This window comes from Pandoraea sp. PE-S2R-1 (assembly GCF_002179865.1).
GTDB lineage: Bacteria > Pseudomonadota > Gammaproteobacteria > Burkholderiales > Burkholderiaceae > Pandoraea.
Window position 1 is genome coordinate 56,127 of record NZ_NGUR01000015.1, and the last position, 16,970, is coordinate 73,096.

General features: G+C 63.1%; 18 protein-coding genes. 12 read left to right on the top strand and 6 right to left on the bottom strand.

The annotated features are described in order from the left end of the window. The first annotated feature begins 106 nt into the window (after positions 1-106). The 10 genes from bfr (at position 107) to hemP (ending at position 7,159) form a co-directional block, all read left to right on the top strand. Positions 107-586, top strand: coding sequence for a bacterioferritin (gene bfr / locus CDV44_RS17660; protein WP_058377509.1), 480 nt, complete (start codon positions 107-109; stop codon positions 584-586). Positions 587-710: 124 nt separating this feature from the next. Next, positions 711-1,583 (top strand): glutamate racemase, encoded by an 873-nt coding sequence (gene murI / locus CDV44_RS17665; protein WP_087689211.1) that lies wholly within the window; start codon positions 711-713, stop codon positions 1,581-1,583. A 224-nt stretch (positions 1,584-1,807) separates the two neighbouring features. Continuing rightward, positions 1,808-2,074 (top strand): bacterioferritin-associated ferredoxin, encoded by a 267-nt coding sequence (locus CDV44_RS17670; protein ID WP_058377508.1) that lies wholly within the window; start codon positions 1,808-1,810, stop codon positions 2,072-2,074. Between the two features lie 432 nt (positions 2,075-2,506). Next, positions 2,507-3,205, top strand: a complete 699-nt coding sequence (locus CDV44_RS28280; protein ID WP_058377507.1) for an energy transducer TonB — start codon at positions 2,507-2,509, stop codon at positions 3,203-3,205. A 39-nt stretch (positions 3,206-3,244) separates the two neighbouring features. Further along, a complete protein-coding gene (locus CDV44_RS17680) occupies positions 3,245-3,985 on the top strand; it encodes a MotA/TolQ/ExbB proton channel family protein (RefSeq protein WP_058377506.1) in 741 nt (246 codons plus the stop codon). A gap of 27 nt (positions 3,986-4,012) precedes the next feature. Then, positions 4,013-4,435, top strand: a complete 423-nt coding sequence (locus CDV44_RS17685; protein WP_058377505.1) for a biopolymer transporter ExbD — start codon at positions 4,013-4,015, stop codon at positions 4,433-4,435. Positions 4,436-4,657: 222 nt separating this feature from the next. Next, positions 4,658-5,566: a pirin family protein gene (locus CDV44_RS17690; RefSeq protein ID WP_058377504.1), complete on the top strand. Its 909-nt coding sequence runs from the start codon at positions 4,658-4,660 to the stop codon at positions 5,564-5,566. A 165-nt stretch (positions 5,567-5,731) separates the two neighbouring features. After that, a complete protein-coding gene (locus CDV44_RS17695) occupies positions 5,732-6,142 on the top strand; it encodes an OsmC family protein (RefSeq protein ID WP_058377503.1) in 411 nt (136 codons plus the stop codon). 109 nt (positions 6,143-6,251) lie between these two features. Further along, positions 6,252-6,722 carry an SRPBCC family protein gene (locus CDV44_RS17700; RefSeq protein ID WP_087689213.1) on the top strand — a complete coding sequence of 157 codons (471 nt, stop codon included), beginning with the start codon at positions 6,252-6,254 and terminating at the stop codon, positions 6,720-6,722. Positions 6,723-6,907: 185 nt separating this feature from the next. Continuing rightward, entirely contained in the window at positions 6,908-7,159 is a 252-nt protein-coding gene (gene hemP, locus CDV44_RS17705) for a hemin uptake protein HemP (protein WP_058377501.1), read from the top strand. Between the two features lie 396 nt (positions 7,160-7,555). Here the strand turns inward: hemP and CDV44_RS17710 are convergent, their stop codons facing one another. The 3 genes from CDV44_RS17710 to CDV44_RS17720 all read right to left on the bottom strand — a co-directional run bounded on the left by CDV44_RS17710 (position 7,556) and on the right by CDV44_RS17720 (position 9,485). Beyond that, on the bottom strand, positions 7,556-7,963 hold the full coding sequence (locus tag CDV44_RS17710; RefSeq protein ID WP_087689215.1) for a heme-binding protein: 408 nt from the start codon (positions 7,961-7,963) through the stop codon (positions 7,556-7,558). Positions 7,964-8,082: 119 nt separating this feature from the next. Further along, positions 8,083-8,874 (bottom strand): YdcF family protein, encoded by a 792-nt coding sequence (locus CDV44_RS17715; RefSeq protein ID WP_087689217.1) that lies wholly within the window; start codon positions 8,872-8,874, stop codon positions 8,083-8,085. A 122-nt stretch (positions 8,875-8,996) separates the two neighbouring features. Then, positions 8,997-9,485, bottom strand: a complete 489-nt coding sequence (locus tag CDV44_RS17720; protein WP_087689219.1) for a Dps family protein — start codon at positions 9,483-9,485, stop codon at positions 8,997-8,999. A 207-nt stretch (positions 9,486-9,692) separates the two neighbouring features. Between CDV44_RS17720 and CDV44_RS17725 the strand changes: the two genes are divergently transcribed. Further along, positions 9,693-10,370: a thiamine phosphate synthase gene (locus CDV44_RS17725; RefSeq protein WP_087689221.1), complete on the top strand. Its 678-nt coding sequence runs from the start codon at positions 9,693-9,695 to the stop codon at positions 10,368-10,370. Between the two features lie 3 nt (positions 10,371-10,373). Here CDV44_RS17725 and CDV44_RS17730 read toward each other — a convergent pair whose 3' ends face one another. The 3 genes from CDV44_RS17730 to recG form a co-directional block, all read right to left on the bottom strand. Further along, positions 10,374-11,834, bottom strand: coding sequence for a catalase (locus CDV44_RS17730; protein ID WP_087689223.1), 1,461 nt, complete (start codon positions 11,832-11,834; stop codon positions 10,374-10,376). Between the two features lie 350 nt (positions 11,835-12,184). Beyond that, positions 12,185-13,129 carry a LysR substrate-binding domain-containing protein gene (locus CDV44_RS17735; RefSeq protein WP_087689225.1) on the bottom strand — a complete coding sequence of 315 codons (945 nt, stop codon included), beginning with the start codon at positions 13,127-13,129 and terminating at the stop codon, positions 12,185-12,187. A gap of 190 nt (positions 13,130-13,319) precedes the next feature. Continuing rightward, positions 13,320-15,641 carry an ATP-dependent DNA helicase RecG gene (gene recG, locus CDV44_RS17740; RefSeq protein ID WP_371328795.1) on the bottom strand — a complete coding sequence of 774 codons (2,322 nt, stop codon included), beginning with the start codon at positions 15,639-15,641 and terminating at the stop codon, positions 13,320-13,322. Between the two features lie 115 nt (positions 15,642-15,756). On the opposite strand from recG, the gene queA reads away from it, so the two are divergent. Beyond that, positions 15,757-16,839 (top strand): tRNA preQ1(34) S-adenosylmethionine ribosyltransferase-isomerase QueA, encoded by a 1,083-nt coding sequence (queA, locus tag CDV44_RS17745; protein ID WP_087689229.1) that lies wholly within the window; start codon positions 15,757-15,759, stop codon positions 16,837-16,839. The last annotated feature ends 131 nt before the right edge of the window (positions 16,840-16,970 follow it).

Here is a 16,970-nt window from a genome sequence, read left to right on the forward strand (position 1 = left end):
ATTCGTGTCTCGGTTCACGAAAAGCCTTGCAGGGCTTGGCTTTCCGAGCTTTTCAGGCTATCGTTCAACCGCTTGCAAATTGCACAACTGCATATAGGGATCCGAAATGAAAGGCGACAAGAAAGTCCTCGAACTCCTCAACGCTCAGCTCACCAACGAACTGACCGCGATCAACCAGTACTTTCTGCACGCCCGCATGTACAAGCACTGGGGTCTCGACAAGCTCGGCAAGCACGAGTACGACGAGTCGATCGGTGAGATGAAGCATGCCGACAAGCTCATCGAGCGCATTTTCATGCTCGACGGCCTGCCGAACCTGCAAGACCTGCACAAGCTGCTCATCGGCGAGAACACGGAAGAAATTCTGGCTTGCGATCTGAAGCTGGAATACCTCTCGCAGAAGACCTGCAAGGAAGGCGTGGCGCACTGCGAAACCGTGAAGGACTTCGTCTCGCGCGAAATCTTCAACGAAATCCTGCACGACACGGAAGAGCACATCGACTGGCTGGAAACGCAGATCGAACTGATCGCCAAGGTCGGCCTACAAAACTACCAACAGTCGGGTATGGCTTCGTTCGAAGACTGAGCAAGTTAGAGAATTACGCACGACACCCGTTGGCAAGCATCGACACAGCGTCGGTGAATACCGCCCAACGGGCTTTGCGCTAGAATTCCGGGGCCGGCCATTTGCCGGCCCTTTTCTGTTTACCATGCCCTTCAACGCGCCGATTGGCGTCTTCGATTCCGGTCTCGGCGGTCTCTCGGTCCTTCAGGCCGTGCGCGCCCTGCTCCCCCACGAGTCGCTGCTCTACGTGGCCGACTCCGCCTTCGCCCCCTACGGCGAACGTCCCGACGCCTTCATCGCCGAACGCAGTCTCGCCGTCGGCCGCTGGCTGCGCGAGCGCGGCGCCAAAGCGTTTGTGGTCGCGTGCAACACGGCCACCGCGCATGGCGTCACCGCGCTACGGGCCGACGCGCCGTGGCCGGTCGTGGGCGTCGAGCCGGGTATCAAGCCGGCTGCCGCCGTGTCGCGCACTGGTGTGATTGGGGTTCTGGCCACAGCCGCCACCCTGCGCAGCGCTCGTTTTGCCGACTTGCTGGCCCGTCACACGGCGCAGGGGCAGCGCTTCCTCTGCCAGCCGGGACACGGTCTGGTGGAGTGCATCGAAGCAGGCGATGTGGACTCGCCCGCCGTCATGGCGTTGCTGGAGCGCTACGTCGCGCCAATGGTGGCGCAAGGCGCCGACACGCTGGTGTTGGGCTGCACCCACTACCCGTTCCTGATTCCGGCCATCCGCCAGCGCTTCGGCACGGCGCTCACGCTGATCGACACCGGCGCGGCTATCGCGCGGCAGTTGCAACGCCGTCTGGAAACCGACGGTCTTTGCGCACCGCGCGACCCCGGCACCAGCGGGAGCATGCAATTGTTCACGACGGCCAATGTTCAGGCGCTTCAGACGATGGCGGACCGCTTGCTCGTCAACCCGCCAGTCGCCCAGATCGTCGAAATCGGACAAATCGACGGGACCGCGTGGCCCCGGATCGATGCACCAGTCAAAACGGGCTCGGCACTCGCCAACTGAGATTTAGCGGCGGCGAATGCCGGTCATCGGCCGCTGCCGCCCGTCCCACGGGCTTCTGCCCCACGCATCGCCCGGCAAACCTTCCCATAATTCCCAACTGTTTAGCCCGATTCAAACACCCGTATATCCATGAGCGTGCTATGGGATAGGGTATTTAGGCTTGCAAAATCTGATCGGTTAAATAATAATTATTCTCATTAGTGTTACATTTTGACGTTTTCATCATGATCGTTTGCGTCTGCAAATCCGTCTCCGAGCGCCAGATCAAGGCCTGTCTCGACGCTGGCGCCACTTCGATGGAAGATCTCCAGATCGACCTCGGCGTGGCCCTGTGCTGCGGCAAGTGCGGTCCGTTCGTTCAAGAAATGGTGGCCGGTGCGTCGCCGTGCTGCGGCCGCTCGTGCGGTGGCTGCTGCCAGTCCGCCTGCGACGTCACCACGACGACCACGACGGAAGTCGTCGTCATGCAAGAACTCGCGTTGGCAGCGTAATTCAGCGTTCGCGCCCGCCGCTGATTCATGAGCGCCGGGTAGCGCCTGTAACGTGTCATCCGTTTGGATTTCGCCATTGCGACAGGGCAACAACGTCGCGACGGCAAGGGAGCCAGCCAGGCGTCTCGCATGCGGTCAACCGCATCAGGCGGCCATGCGCCAGCCAGCGATTCGCGTCACCCACGGAGGTGTCAAATGGAACTCCTGATTGGCTTTGTCTCAACGTTATGCTTATCGTTCTTCCTGTTTCGAAGGTGAGTGCCCGGCAATCTCTCGGTTCACTGCTTTCGCGACATTCGCAGTTTTCGCCGACCGCGCCCCTTGGCGCGGTTTTCCTTTGATCGCACGTCCGGCCTTTCCGAACTCCCGAGTTCCGCACACCGCGCTTCTCTCACCGTTCACCGCCGCAATTAGCGTACCCTAGCCGTTACCATGTCGACCGTGCCCCCTACGACCCTCGCGCTCATGCCGAGCCGCGATCCGTTGATGTCGCCGCGAGCTATCGCGGTCGCCACAGCGATCGTAGTCGTCCATATTGCCGCCCTGATCGGGCTTTCGTTGATGCACAACGAACCCGAGAAGGCAACGATCGAGCCGACGACGTTTACCGCAACGATCATTCCGCTCACCCCTGCGCCCACGCCGCCGCAACCGGCACCGCCCAAGCCGCAACCTGAACCGCCCAAGCCGAAGGTCGCGCCGCCGCCGCCCAAGCCGCGCGTGCAGCCGCAAAACGCCATCACGCAGAAGGCCGAGCCTGTTGCACCGCCGGCCCCGGCCGAACCGACGCAGAACGCTGCCCCGACACCGCCCGCACCGCCCGCGCCGACGCCGGCCCCCGCACCGTCGGGTCCGATCGAAGGTCTGGCCGTCAAGTGCGACGAGCCGCGCGTGGTCTATCCTACGCAATCACGACGCGTTGGCGAGGAAGGCACCGTCACGCTGCGTCTGGTGATCGATACGCGTGGCGTGGTGTCGACGGCCAATATCGTCAAGTCGAGCGGTTTCCCCCGTCTCGATCAGGCGGCCCGCACCGCCGCGCTGGCGATGCGCTGTGCGCCCCCGATGCAGGGCGGCCGCGCGGTGGAAGCCGCCGCGACCAAACCGTTTAATTTCAATCTCAACGATTAACGTAACGATTCACGAACTGGATCTCCCGAGGAACGCAAAATGCAAGAGTATGGTTTGAGCCACGTCTGGGCGCAGGGCGATTTCGTCACCCGTGCCATCGCGATCGTGTTGTTGGTGATGTCGGTGCTGTCCTGGACGGTCATCCTCATCAAGGGCACGCAGATCTTCCGCCTGAGCCGCCTCACGCGCACGGCCGAGCCGGACTTCTGGCATTCGGAAAACTTCACCGCCGGTCTGCAAAAGCTGGGCGAATCGTCGGGCAGCAACAACCCGTTCCTCGCACTGGCACTCGCCGGTCAGGACGCGGCCGAACATCACCGCCAGAGCCAGCCGCATCTGCACGACAAGATGGACGTGAGCGACTGGATCACGCGCGCGCTGAAGAACTCGGTGGACGACACCGTCTCGCGCCTGCAAAGCGGTCTGGCCATGCTGGCCTCGATCGGTTCGACCTCGCCGTTCGTCGGCCTGTTCGGCACGGTGTGGGGTATCTATCACGCTCTGCTGGCGATCGGCGCGTCGGGTCAGACGACCATCGACAAGGTGGCCGGCCCGGTGGGTGAAGCCCTGATCATGACGGCCTTCGGCCTGTTCGTCGCCATCCCGGCTGTGCTCGGCTACAACGCCCTGACGCGCGGCAACAAGGGCGTGGTCTCGAAGCTCAACCGCTTTGCCCACAGCCTGCACGCCTACTTCCTGACCGGTGCCAGCCTGCATTCGCCGCAGTTCGCGAACAACGTCACGCCGGTGCGCAAGTCCACCCCGGCCAGCGCCAGCTAAGCCGCCGCAAGAGAGAAGGAGTTCGCCATGGCCATGGGGTCTTATAGCAGCGACGAAAGCATGGACGACGGCATGATGAGCGAAATCAACATGACGCCGCTGGTCGACGTCATGCTGGTGCTGCTGATCATCTTCATCGTGACGCTGCCGGTGCTCAACCACGCCGTCAAGCTCGACCTGCCGCAGGCAAGCAGCCAGCCGGAAGACACCAAGCCGGCCAAGATCGATCTGTCGATTCAAGCCGACGGCACGGTCTTCTGGGACAAGCAGCCGGTCGACGAGGCCACGCTGCACGCCCGCCTGCAACAAGCCGCCGACGCGCAGCCGCAACCCGAGCTGCACCTGTTCGCCGACAAGAACGTGCGTTACGAGAGCGTCGCCAAGGTGCTCGCCGACGCGCAATCGGCTGGCGTCACCAAACTGGGCTTCGTGACCGAACCGGCCAAGTGAGCGTCCGGGCAATTCACAAGTTGCAGAAGTCGAAAAGCGCGGTGTTCATCACCGCGCTTTTTTTTCGTCTTGTGCCACGACTTCCGCCCGATTGTTCCAATCGGGTAACAATCCTTCCCCGCTTGAGGGCTACTCCCCGCCCCACTCACCCCGATATAGTCTGCACATGACAACGGACTGATTACGCCACGGCGTGTCAGCCCTCCACAGGAGAGTCCCCTCATGAGCACGACCTACACCCGCCCGGTTGCCCGCGTCTTCACGGCTGCGCAAACGCAGGAAGGTGCCGGCTTTTACGTCAACCGCCCGTTCCCCACGCGCATGCTGATGGACTTCGATCCGTTTTTGCTGCTCGACGAGATGGGCCCGATGCAGGTCGCCCCCGGCGATGCCAAGGGCGCGCCCGACCATCCGCACCGCGGGTTTGAGACGGTGACCTATCTGCTCGCCGGCGAAATGGAACACCGCGACTCGCAAGGTCACGCAGGCAAACTCACGCCCGGTGACGTGCAATGGATGACGGCCGGGGCCGGTGTCATTCACTCCGAGATGCCGTCGAAGGCGTTTCAGGAACGTGGCGGTGAAATGCACGGTTTTCAGCTGTGGGTGAACCTGCCGCGCGTGGACAAGATGATGACGCCGCGCTATCAGGAACTGCCGGCCGCCGGTATTCCGAGCGCCACCAGCGCGGACGGCAAGGTGTCGGTGCGCGTGATTGCCGGTGAAGCCCTCGGTACGAAGGCCGCGATCGAGACCCGCACGCCGATTCTGTATCAGCACTTCACGCTGCAACCGCAGGCGCTGCTAGAACAGGCAGTACCGGCCGACTTCAACGTGTTTGCGTATGTGGTCGACGGGGAAGGCGAGTTCGGTACGGAAGCATCGGCGGCCAAGAAGCATCAGATGGTCGTGTTCGGCAGCAACGATGACGGCAAAGGCGAAGGCGTGACCGTACGCAACGTCAGCGACAAGCCGCTGTCGTTCCTGCTGATCGGTGGCAAGCCGCTGGGCGAACCGGTCGCACGCTACGGCCCGTTCGTGATGAATACGGAAGGCGAGATTCGTCAGGCGATTCTCGATTTTCAAGCGGGACGCATGGGTCACATTCCGGCCACGGGTTCCGCCGCCTGATCGAAGCCCATCCGACGTATCGACGTAGCGGCAGTAAGACGAACGGCGGGTATCAAGGTGCGAGGGTGCACCGAGATACCCGCCGTCGCACTTGAGGGACCAATTTGGGTCACAATGACACGCAGAGTGCGTTGTGATCCATTGGAGCATCTAACAGGAGTTGTTATGAGCGCAGAAGCGATTGTCACCGCCCATCTGGGTGCGGCCGGTTTTACTACGCGCCTGTCGGATGGCAAGCACGAATGGATCGGCGACGAACCCGCCTCGCTGGGTGGCGGTGATCTGGGCCCGATGCCCTCTGCGCTGCTGCTCTCGAGTCTGGGCGCCTGCACGTCGATCACGTTGCAGATGTATGCCCGCCGTAAAGAATGGCCGCTCAAGGAAGTGAAGGTCACGCTGGCCATGAATCCGGATGGCAAACCCGCGGCAGGCACGACGCAAATCACGCGCAAGATCGAGCTCGGTGGCGATCTGTCGGAAGAACAACGGCAGCGCCTCTTGGAAATCGCCAACGCGTGCCCAATTCACAAGGTGTTGTCGGGTACGATCGCGATCGACAGTTCACTCATCGAGTAACGCGACGACGGATGGCCGTCATTGCTGTGGATACGCGTCACAGCCCGCACCTGCTCCGCCGGCCCGCCAATGTGGCGCGCTGGCGGTTATCGATTCAAGGGGAAATTTCTTGCAGTACGAACACCTGATCGAGGTCAACGACCTCCTGAACCCGCTGGCCTTTTCGCTCTCGCGCGAACAACTCTGGAACGGGCTCGTGCTGCGCGCCGAGCAGCCGGCAAACTTCGTGCTGGGTCTGGACGAGTGCATCCTGCACGCGCGCACGGACGACACGCTGGAGCGCGAACTGCGCTTCGGCCAAGCCGTGGTGCGCGATCGCGTGATCTTCACGGCGCTGCAATCGGTGCGCTACGAGACCGCCGCCACCGAGCAGCACGCGGGCGGCACGCTCACGATGGCGATCGAAGAGCCCTCGCCCACGCACTACTTCGTGCGCTTCATCTACAGCACCACGCTGCCGGAAGACGCCGCCACGGCCGATACCCGCTACAGCGAGTTCGTGAAATCGGCCTATCGCGAGGCCGACATCGACACCATCGCGCATATTCGTGCCCTCGCCGAGCAAGGCGCCCTCGACTGAGCTGCGCGTTGCCCTTCGGTTGACGTCAGCAGTGACGTCGTGCCGGACGCCTCGTCATCGCGTCCGGCACGCTACGGCACACCACGAATTCAATAAATCTATCGTCATTAACAAAACAATAGACAAATTCAAATACAAATGGGAATGATTCTCATTTAATATTCTTCTCACAGTCAGACATACGGATGAGCGAGATGAGCGCAAGCCACACCACAGCACGCCAGACCACGCCCGCTACGGCGCCGCGCCGCACCTTGTCGGTGTCGCGTACGCAAGTGGCTAGCCCGGTGGCAGCCAAGCCGGCAAGCACGACCCCCGGCCGCGTCCTGACGAGCGACCATCTGCTGCAAGGCACGCAATGCGTGAACATCCTGCACAACGGCCAGACTTACCAACTGCGCGCTACGCGCTACGGCAAGCTGATTCTGACGAAGTAACCGAAGTAAGTTGCAAGAAGCAGCAAGAAGGCGAAGTAAAGAATTTTGGCGGTGGCTTGACCACGACCTTGCCGCCGCCTTCACCGAGTTTTGTGGGGACCACCTCGCCTAAGAGGTGTTTGGCAGTAGCCAGCGAACGCAACGCGATCCCATGTAGTTACGGCAAGCCCCTCTCTACCTGCGTTGCGCGCCAGCCAAGCCACTTTTTTTGTCCAGCCACAAGGGTTTCATTGATGTTCTCCTCGTGGCCCAACCTGCCAAGCCTCAGGTTGCGGCCATCCGGCCTGACAAGCCTTTAACCCGTTCGCGAGAGCGGGTTTTTCTTTTTTGGGCTGCCGGATGTGTGGTGGCGCTCAACGCGTCGCGAGACTTTCATCCCGCGACGCAGGCGCTAATTTACGCGCTAACGACAGCAGCAATACCGGCGCGCGCGATTTGCGCGTCCTGCGCCGACTTCACGCCCGACACACCCACGGCACCGATCACATTGCCGTCGACAACGATGGCAACGCCGCCTTCGAGCATGGCCGTGTTCGGCGCGCTCAGGAAAGCGTAGCGGCCGCCATTGATCATCTCTTCGAACACGCCGCTGTCGCGACGGCTCACCGCCGAAGTCTGCGCCTTGCCCAACGACATCATCGCGGTGCTGGGGGCAGCGCCGTCCATGCGATGCAGCGACAACGCGTGGCCGCCGTCATCGACGATCGTGATGCACACGTTCCAGCTGTTCGCGGTGGCTTCGGCCACGGCGGCAGCGTTGATCTTTTGTACGTCTTCAGCGGTCAGGACTGCTTTGGTCTTCATATGTCTCTCTCATTCGGGTGGGTGAGCAAAACAGAAAGCCGGCGCTCCGGTCGCGGCACGTGCGGCCGTTCACACGAACTATGCCGCCGCTTCGTGACATCAGGCACACCGGGGGCGGCTCAATGCCCCACGGACATTGCCATCCACTCGCGCAGGGCCACGCGCGTGGCGCGCATGCCGTCGAGTGTCGGCCACCAGCCGGGAATCGCATCGGGATCCAGCGCGCGCTCGTTGCAGCACGGTGCGGGTACCACCGTGAGTCCGGCGCGGACAAACTGGTCGCGGGCGCGGCGCATATGCCAGGCGCTCGTCACCAGATAGACGCGCGTGACGCCGGCATTGGCCAGCATGCGCGCACTGAACGTGGCGTTTTGGGCCGTGTTCAGCGATTGGGCCTCGGTCCAGCGGACCGGGACGCCGAATTCGTCGGAGAGCACTTGCGCCATCAGGCGGCCCTCCGCAATGGGATAGCCCGACGGCGCACCGCCGGACACAAGAACGGGAAGTTGGGCCCGTCGCGCGAGAAAAGCGCCGTAGCGCACGCGGCCAAGGGTCATCTCACTTACATCGGCACCGTCGGGTCGGCCGAATTCCGGCGCACCAAGACTGGTGCCGCCACCGAGGATGACCACCGCCTGCGGCAGCTTGGCGGCGGCCTCCGGCGACTGGCGCGCGGCGTCGAGCGCCTTCACATCGATCGGCACCCCGACATTGAGCGGGTGCGAGATACGGCTCGCCACCCACGGCATCGCCTGAAACCACAGCGCCAGCACGGACACTACGGCCAGTGTCTTGCCCAGCCGGGGCCAGCGCCGCCAGCATGCGAACGCCAGCACCGCCAACACCAGAACATTGGCGGGCGGAAGGAACAGACTGACGAAGAGATTGCGGATAAGCCAATCGGTAGGCATCCGGCCAGTGTACTGGACTGCCTATCCGAGTGCACCCTTTCTCTATGACATTTCTCGTACGATAGGGCGCTTATGCCAGCAACTCATGTCAGCAACTCATGTCAGCAACTTCTGTCAGCAATTTATGCCAGCAAGCTGCGTAGCATCCAGGCGTTCTTCTCGTGCAACTGCATGCGCTGGGTGAGCAGGTCGGCGGTCGGCTCGTCCGATGCGGCGTCCACGGTCGGGAAGATGCCGCGTGCGGTGCGCGTTACGGCTTCCTGCCCTTCGACCAGTTGGCGAATCATCTCTTCCGCGCTCGGCACGCGCTCGGCCTCGGGAATCGACGACAGCTTTGCGAATTCCTTGTAAGTGCCCGGTGCCGGATAGCCCAGTGCACGAATCCGCTCGGCAATCTGATCGACCGCGAGCGCCAGTTCGTTGTACTGGCCTTCGAACATCAGATGCAGCGTGTTGAACATCGGACCAGTCACGTTCCAATGAAAGTTGTGCGTCTTCAGATACAGCGTGTAAGTGTCGGCGAGCAGGTGATTCAATCCTTCGACGATGCGCTTGCGGTCCTTTTCGCTGATCCCGATATTCACGCTGGCGACGTTGTTTTTCTTAGCCATGATCACTCCGTTCGTTAGGTTCACTTTATTGGCCCTCGCGGGCACGCTCTCGCGAAATCGGCAGGCTTGCGGTGTCACGGCTTGCCGCCTGTCTTGTCACCCGAATCGCGTGACGATGCGAGGCACACTATTTGTCTGATGCGGCAACGCAGTGAATGTTCCGGTTACACTGCGCCCATGCCTGCCGACCTAGCCCGATTCCTGTCGATGTCCAGCCTGTCCGGTTCTTCAAGTGCGTCCAGCGCCGCCAACGCGCAGGGCGACAGTGCTGATGCCGCCCTGCCCCGTCAACTTCTGGTGACGCCGGAAGTCACGTCGCGCGCAGAGATCGCGTCGTTTGCGTCACGGCTCGCACAGGCGCTCGCGCGCGGCACCCGGCTTGTGCAACTCCGTAACCGTTCACTCGACGCCGACGGCTATCGCGCACTTGCGGAATCGGCGCTGGCACTCACGCATGCGGCAGGCGCGCAGTTGCTGCTCAATCCACGCGCCGACGTTGCCGATCTCTGGCTCGACGCCGCGAAGGGTCTTCACGCCGACACGGTGCCGCATGCCGACGGCTGGCATCTCACGAGTGCGCGGCTGTTGGCCTGCCGTGAGCGGCCGACCGGCTGGAAACTCGTGAGCGCCGCCTGTCATGACACTGAGCAACTCGTACACGCCGGTCGTCTTGGCGTCGACTTCGTGACGCTCTCACCGGTACTCGCCACCGCCACGCATCCCGACGCCACGCCCCTCGGCTGGCCGGCGTTCTCGGCGCTCGCCGCACAGACAACGTTGCCGGTCTTCGCGCTCGGCGGCATGCGTGCCGACAGCCTGACGGCCGCGCGTCACGCGGGCGCCTACGGCATCGCTGCCATCCGAGCGTTCTGGCCAGCCAGCTAAGCGTTACGACTTCGCCAGCGCCTCGCGCGCCGCCTTCACGCCCTGCGCGTAGGCCGGATCGATCTTGCCGAAATGCTCCAACTGGCGGTCCGCCACATCGTCGGGCACGCCCTGCATCGACGCGGCGACATTGCCGAACAGGCGCGCTTTCTGTGCATCGTCGAACAAGCGGAACAACGCGCGCGGCTGCGAGTAGTAATCGTCGTCGACGCGATGGTCGTAACGATCGGCAACCGCTCCGACGGCTTCGGGCGGATCACGAAACTCGGGTTGATCGGCGAACGCGCCGTAGCGGTTCGGCTGATAGTTCGTCGTGCCGCCCAGATTACCGTCCACACGCATCGCACCATCGCGATGGAAGCTGTTGTGGAACGGGCATTTCGGTGCGTTCACCGGAATCGCGCTGTGATTCACCCCGAGGCGATAACGCTGCGTGTCGCCGTACGAGAACAGGCGCCCCTGCAACATGCGATCGGGCGAGAAGCTGATGCCCGGCACCACATTCGCCGGGTTGAACGCCGCCTGCTCCACTTCCGCGAAGTAGTTCTCCGGGTTGCGATTGAGTTCGAGCACGCCCACGTCGATCAACGGGTAATCGCCATGCGGCCACACCTTCGTCAGATCGAACGGGTTGATGGCGTACGTCGCTGCGTCGGCCTCGGGCATCACCTGCACCTGCATGCGCCAGCGCGGGAAGTTGCCCGCTTCGATAGCATCGAACAGATCGCGCTGGGCGCTCTCGCGGTCACCGGCCACAACTTCAGCGGCTTGTGCGTTGGTCAGGTTCTCGACACCCTGCATCGACTTGAAGTGGAACTTCACCCAGAACCGTTCGTTCGCCGCATTGATGAAGCTGAACGTGTGCGAGCCGAAGCCGTGCTGCTGGCGGTAGTTCGCAGGCAAGCCACGGTCGCTCATGAGAATGGTGACCTGATGCAGCGATTCGGGGTGACGCGACCAGAAGTCCCATGCGGCCGTCGGGTTACGCAGGTTGGTCTTCGGGTCGCGCTTCTGCGTATGGATGAAGTCGGGGAACTTGAGCGGATCGCGCACGAAGAACACTGGCGTGTTGTTGCCCACGAGATCCCAGTTGCCTTCATCGGTATAGAACTTCAACGCGAAGCCGCGCACGTCGCGTTCGGCGTCGGCCGCGCCACGCTCGCCGGCCACCGTCGAGAAGCGCAGGAACACCGGGGTTTCTTTGCCAATGCCTTCGAACACGCGGGCACGGCTGAAACGGGTGATGTCGTGCGTGATGGTGAGCTTGCCGTAGGCGCCGGAACCCTTGGCGTGCACACGACGCTCGGGAATCACTTCGCGGTCGAAGTGGGCGAGTTTTTCGAGGAACCACACGTCTTGCAGCAGCGCCGGGCCGCGCGGGCCGGCAGTGATCGTGTTCTGGTTGTCGGGCACCGGTGCACCGGCGGCGGTCGTGAGTTTCTTGGGATTCGTGGAATCTGACATGCGACGCTCTCCTGTTTCTTGATCGGTCAGCCTGTCGGGCAGGCTGTGGGGGGAATGGGCTTACGCCGCCATCTGCGCAAACTCGGCAAGCATGTGCTCCAGCGTGGCTTCGATGTCGTGCAGATAGGTTTTCAGTGCGGTCATCGTGGTCGCCTCCAGTGGGTCGCAAAGGTTCGCAAACGCGTGTCGCTAGGTTAATAATTCTAATTAAAACAGTCGAATTAATCGTTTTTATCTATCGCATAGCCAAAAGCAATGCGCCGCGGCGGGAAGCAGCGGCGCATGACGTTCTTGGGGGAGAGACGGCCCGGTGGCGGGCCGCAGGCGTCTGGCTGGCCTTGGTTGGCCTCTTAGTTGGCCGTAGCCGGCAGATCGAGCGTGATCACACCGGGCAGATTGCATCGCGCGATGGCCTGCGCCACCGCCTCGATCGCGGGCAGGCGCGTGAAGCTCTTGCGCCATGCAAGCACGACGCGACGATCGGGCACCGGGGCCGAGAACGGCACGTAGCTCAGCAGGCTGTCGGACGCCTGAACCTCAGGCACCGACGTCTTCGGCAACACGGTGATGCCGACACCGCTCGCGACCATATGACGAATCGTCTCGAGCGACGAGCCTTCAAAGGTCTTCTGAATGCCATCGGCGTTCTGCGAGAAACGCATGAGCTCCGGGCAGACGCCAAGCACGTGATCGCGGAAGCAATGGCCGCTGCCCAGCAACAGCATCGTTTCCTGCTTCAGATCACCCGCGTCGATCTGATCACGGTTGGCCCACGGATGGGCGCGCGGCAGCGCCACCACGAACGGCTCGTCGTACAGCGGGCGCACCATCAGCCCGCTCTCGGGGAACGGCAGCGCCATGATCGCCGCGTCGATTTCGCCCTGCTTGAGCAACTCGATCAGCTTGAGCGTGTAGTTCTCTTGCAGCATGAGCGGCATCTGCGGCGTGGTCTCGATCATCTGCTTGACCAGCGCGGGCAGAAGATACGGCCCGATCGTGTAGATCACGCCCAGACGCAGCGGGCCGGCGAGCGGGTCGCGCCCCTGCTTGGCAATTTCCTTGATGGCAATCGTCTGTTCGAGCACGCGCTGCGCCTGCGCGACGATCTGCTCACCCAGCGGCGTGACGCTCACCTCAGCGGCGCCACGTTCGAAAATCTGCACATTCAGCTCGTCTTCGAGCTTCTTGATCGCCACCGACAGCGTCGGCTGGCTGACGAAACAGGCTTCCGCTGCGCGACCAAAATGGCGTTCTCGCGCCACCGCCACGATGTACTTGAGTTCCGTGAGGGTCATGTCGTCCTAACCTGTAAATTAATCGGATTACCGCAATCGATAGATTTTGTTTTTTATAGCACAATCGAGCGGTCATTGCCCGTTTTCAGGCGACGTCCGATCGTCGTCGCCGCATTGAGCGTGCCCCGGATTCAGCCAATGGCAGCCTGTTTCGACAAGACCGGCTTCCCGCTGAAGCGCACGTCTCCGCTCAGGCTTTCAGATAGTCTTCCCGCGCGCCGAGCCAGCGTTCCAGATGCGCCGCCACGGCGCCCGGATGCGAGGCCAGCAGTTGCTCGGCGGCTTCCTGCGCACCGGGAATCATCCAGCCGTCTTCGTTCAGATCGACGAAGCGCAGCATCGCGGCACCCGATTGCCGCGCCCCGAGAAACTCCCCGGGACCGCGAATTTCGAGATCGCGACGCGCGATGACGAAGCCGTCGGTCGTCTCGCGCATCGTTTGCAGGCGCGCCTTCGCGCCCATCGACAACGGCGACGCATACATCAGCAAACACACCGATTCGGCGGAACCCCGCCCAACGCGCCCGCGCAACTGGTGCAACTGTGCGAGGCCGAAACGCTCGGCATGTTCAATCACCATCAGTGACGCGTTAGGCACATCCACACCCACTTCGATCACGGTCGTGGCTACCAGCAGATGCGTGTTGCCACGCGTGAAGTCCTCCATCACGGCCGCCTTCTCGGCCGGCGAGAGACGTCCGTGGACGAGGCCCACACGTAACTCGGGCAGCGCGACCATCAGTTGCGCATGGGTGTCGACGGCGGTCTGCAATTGCAGCGCCTCGCTTTCCTCGATGAGCGGACACACCCAGTAGACCTGACGCCCGGCCAGCGCCGCCGCACGCACACGGTCGACCACTTCGGCGCGCCGCGTGTCACTAATCAGCTTAGTCACCACCGGGCTGCGGCCCGGCGGCAGCTCGTCAATGACGGAGACGTCGAGATCGGCGTAGTACGTCATGGCGAGCGTGCGCGGAATCGGCGTCGCACTCATCATCAACTGGTGCGGCATGGCGTTCGCGCCCATCCCCGCCGTCTGCATCTTGCTGCGCAACGCCAGACGCTGCGCAACACCGAAACGGTGCTGCTCGTCGACGACGGCCATACCGAGGCGCGCGAAAGTCACCGTGTCCTGAATGATCGCGTGCGTGCCGATGACGAGTTGCGCCTCGCCGCTGGCGACACGCGCCAACGCTTCACGCTTCTCTTTCGCCTTCATGCTGCCGGCGAGCCACGCGACCTGCACACCCAGCGGCGTCAGCCACCCGGAGAGCTTGCGCAGATGTTGTTCGGCCAGAATTTCGGTCGGCGCCATGATCGCGGCCTGATATCCGGCGTCGATGGCTTGCGCTGCGGCGAGCGCGGCAATGATCGTCTTGCCGCTGCCCACGTCGCCTTGCAGCAAGCGCTGCATCGGGTGCGGTTCGGTCAGATCCGCGCGAATTTCCGCCCACACGCGCTGCTGCGCGCCAGTGAGCCGGAACGGCAGCGCCGCCTCGAAGCGTTCGAGCAGGCCGCCGGGGACATGCTTGCCAAGCGAAGGCGCCGCCAGTCGACGACGTGCGGCCTGTGCCCGCTTGAGCGAGAGTTGCTGCGCCAGAAGCTCTTCACACTTGATGCGCAGCCATGCCGGGTGCGAGCGCTCCATGAGTGACGTCTCGGAGACCTTCGGCGGCGGCGCATGAAGCAAGCGCACGGCGTCGGCGAGCGACGGCAGCGGATGGTCCGGCCCGATCGAGGCTTGCAGGAGCCCGGGCGGCAGCAGTTCCGGGAGCGGCGTGCGCTCCATGGCGTTATGAATGGCTTTGCGCAGATACGCCTGCGACAGACCGGCGGCGCTCGGATAGACCGGCGTGAGCGCTTCGGGCAGCGGCTGAGCAGCATCGGACACCACGCGATACGACGGGTGCACCATCTCCAGACCGAAGAAGCCGCCGCGGACTTCACCGCGCACACGCACGCGGGTGCCGACGGAAAGCTGTTTTTGCTGGCTGCCGTAGAAATTCAGAAAACGCAGCACTAATTCGTGCCCTTCGTCTTCGATGCGTACCAGCCATTGGCGTCGCGGACGGTAGGCGACGTCACTCGACGTCACCGTGCCTTCGACCTGCGCGAGTTCACTCGGCAGGACGTCACCGATCTTGCTCAGGCGCGTCTCGTCCTCGTACCGCATCGGCAGATGCAGAATCAGATCGATGTCACGCTTGAGGCCGAGTTTGGCCAGCTTGTCCGCACTGCCCTTGCGGGCGGCGCTGCTGGTGGCAGCAGCGGGCTTTTCGGAAGATTTTGAAGACGCTTTTTTGGCGGCGCTTTTGGTGCTGTTTTTGGCCGATGCGCCAGCCGCGGTATCGTCGTTGGCGGAGACACCAGCCTTCGATTTCGCACCGCGCTTCGTGACAGCTTTGCCCCCGGTTTGCGCCGCGTCACCCCGTGCGGACGCGGCGCCGGTGGCAGTGCCATCGGCAGCATCGGCAAGGTCTACAAGGTCGGCGGCAGGCGCTGGGGCAGGCATTCGGCGTTCGGTCATGCAGTCGCGGCGTCGGGCGTTCGCCCTCGGGTGCACGCCTTATCGGCAAGCCATCGGACGAACCAAGTAAAATGTCGGTTGCTACGCATTGTAAACGCTGATGTATACCCTTTCCGATTTCGATTTCGACCTGCCGCCCGAACTGATCGCGCAGACCGCGCTCGCCGAGCGCTCCGCCAGCCGCCTGCTGGAGGTCGACGGCAGCGTCACGCCGCCGCATCTCTACGACCGCCGCTTTGCCGACCTGCCGGGCCTGCTGGCCCCGGGCGACCTGCTGGTGTTCAACGATACCCGCGTCATCAAGGCCCGCCTGTTCGGCCAGAAAGCGAGCGGCGGCAAGATCGAAGTGCTCGTCGAGCGTGTGATCGACAGCACCACGGTGCTCGCCCAGATCCGCGCCAGCAAGAGCCCGGGCCCCGGCACCGTCCTGCGGCTGGCCGACGCCTTCGAAGTCACCGTCGGCGAGCGCGTCGACCAGTTCTACACCCTGCATTTCCCGAGCGACTGCTACCCATTGCTGGAAACTTACGGCCACCTGCCGTTGCCGCCGTATATCGCTCACGAAGCTGATGCGGGTGACGAGACCCGCTACCAGACCGTCTACGCCCGTAACCCGGGCGCTGTGGCCGCACCGACCGCCGGCCTGCACTTCGACGATGCCCTGTTCGAACGCCTCGACGCGCTGGGCGTGCAGCGCGCCACGCTCACGCTGCACGTGGGCGCAGGCACCTTCCAGCCGGTGCGCGTGGAGAATCTCGGCGAGCACAAGATGCACTCGGAGTGGTACGAAATCACGCCCGAACTGGTCGATGCGATTGCCGCCACCCGGGCACGCGGCGGCCGTGTGATCGCGGTCGGCACAACGTCGATGCGCGCGCTGGAGTCCGCCGCACAGGCGACGTTGGCTGCGGGCGGTGAGGCGGGTACGCTACGCGCGGGCAGCACTGAGACCGACATCTTCATCACGCCGGGTTACCGCTTCCAGCTGGTCGACCGGATGATCACCAATTTCCACCTGCCCAAGTCGACGCTGCTCATGCTCGTGTCGGCGTTCTCGGGCATGGAGGCGATCCGCGCGGCCTACCGTCATGCGATCGAACAGCGCTACCGCTTCTTCAGTTACGGCGATGCGATGATCCTGTCGCGCGTGGAAATGCACGAGGCACCGAAGGCCGCGGCTTGATGGTAGGGCTGGGACGCCACCCTAAACCCTGATAGGACGGCATCCCAAAACGGCCGATTGTGACTCGCAGAGCGTTACGTCGGCCACATCCCCGGAGGCACACTGCGACACGCTCGTTCGCACCTCCGGAG

Excerpts from the sequence above, each read along its gene's own strand:
- bfr (WP_058377509.1), top strand. The coding sequence starts at position 107 with ATGAAAGGCGACAAGAAAGTCCTCGAACTCCTCAACGCTCAGCTCACC.
- murI (WP_087689211.1), top strand. The coding sequence starts at position 711 with ATGCCCTTCAACGCGCCGATTGGCGTCTTCGATTCCGGTCTCGGCGGT.
- CDV44_RS17670 (WP_058377508.1), top strand. The coding sequence starts at position 1,808 with ATGATCGTTTGCGTCTGCAAATCCGTCTCCGAGCGCCAGATCAAGGCC.
- CDV44_RS28280 (WP_058377507.1), top strand. The coding sequence starts at position 2,507 with ATGTCGACCGTGCCCCCTACGACCCTCGCGCTCATGCCGAGCCGCGAT.
- CDV44_RS17680 (WP_058377506.1), top strand. The coding sequence starts at position 3,245 with ATGCAAGAGTATGGTTTGAGCCACGTCTGGGCGCAGGGCGATTTCGTC.
- CDV44_RS17685 (WP_058377505.1), top strand. The coding sequence starts at position 4,013 with ATGGCCATGGGGTCTTATAGCAGCGACGAAAGCATGGACGACGGCATG.
- CDV44_RS17690 (WP_058377504.1), top strand. The coding sequence starts at position 4,658 with ATGAGCACGACCTACACCCGCCCGGTTGCCCGCGTCTTCACGGCTGCG.
- CDV44_RS17695 (WP_058377503.1), top strand. The coding sequence starts at position 5,732 with ATGAGCGCAGAAGCGATTGTCACCGCCCATCTGGGTGCGGCCGGTTTT.
- hemP (WP_058377501.1), top strand. The coding sequence starts at position 6,908 with ATGAGCGAGATGAGCGCAAGCCACACCACAGCACGCCAGACCACGCCC.
- CDV44_RS17710 (WP_087689215.1), bottom strand. The coding sequence starts at position 7,963 with ATGAAGACCAAAGCAGTCCTGACCGCTGAAGACGTACAAAAGATCAAC.
- CDV44_RS17715 (WP_087689217.1), bottom strand. The coding sequence starts at position 8,874 with ATGCCTACCGATTGGCTTATCCGCAATCTCTTCGTCAGTCTGTTCCTT.
- CDV44_RS17720 (WP_087689219.1), bottom strand. The coding sequence starts at position 9,485 with ATGGCTAAGAAAAACAACGTCGCCAGCGTGAATATCGGGATCAGCGAA.
- CDV44_RS17725 (WP_087689221.1), top strand. The coding sequence starts at position 9,693 with ATGTCCAGCCTGTCCGGTTCTTCAAGTGCGTCCAGCGCCGCCAACGCG.
- CDV44_RS17730 (WP_087689223.1), bottom strand. The coding sequence starts at position 11,834 with ATGTCAGATTCCACGAATCCCAAGAAACTCACGACCGCCGCCGGTGCA.
- CDV44_RS17735 (WP_087689225.1), bottom strand. The coding sequence starts at position 13,129 with ATGACCCTCACGGAACTCAAGTACATCGTGGCGGTGGCGCGAGAACGC.
- recG (WP_371328795.1), bottom strand. The coding sequence starts at position 15,641 with ATGCCTGCCCCAGCGCCTGCCGCCGACCTTGTAGACCTTGCCGATGCT.
- queA (WP_087689229.1), top strand. The coding sequence starts at position 15,757 with ATGTATACCCTTTCCGATTTCGATTTCGACCTGCCGCCCGAACTGATC.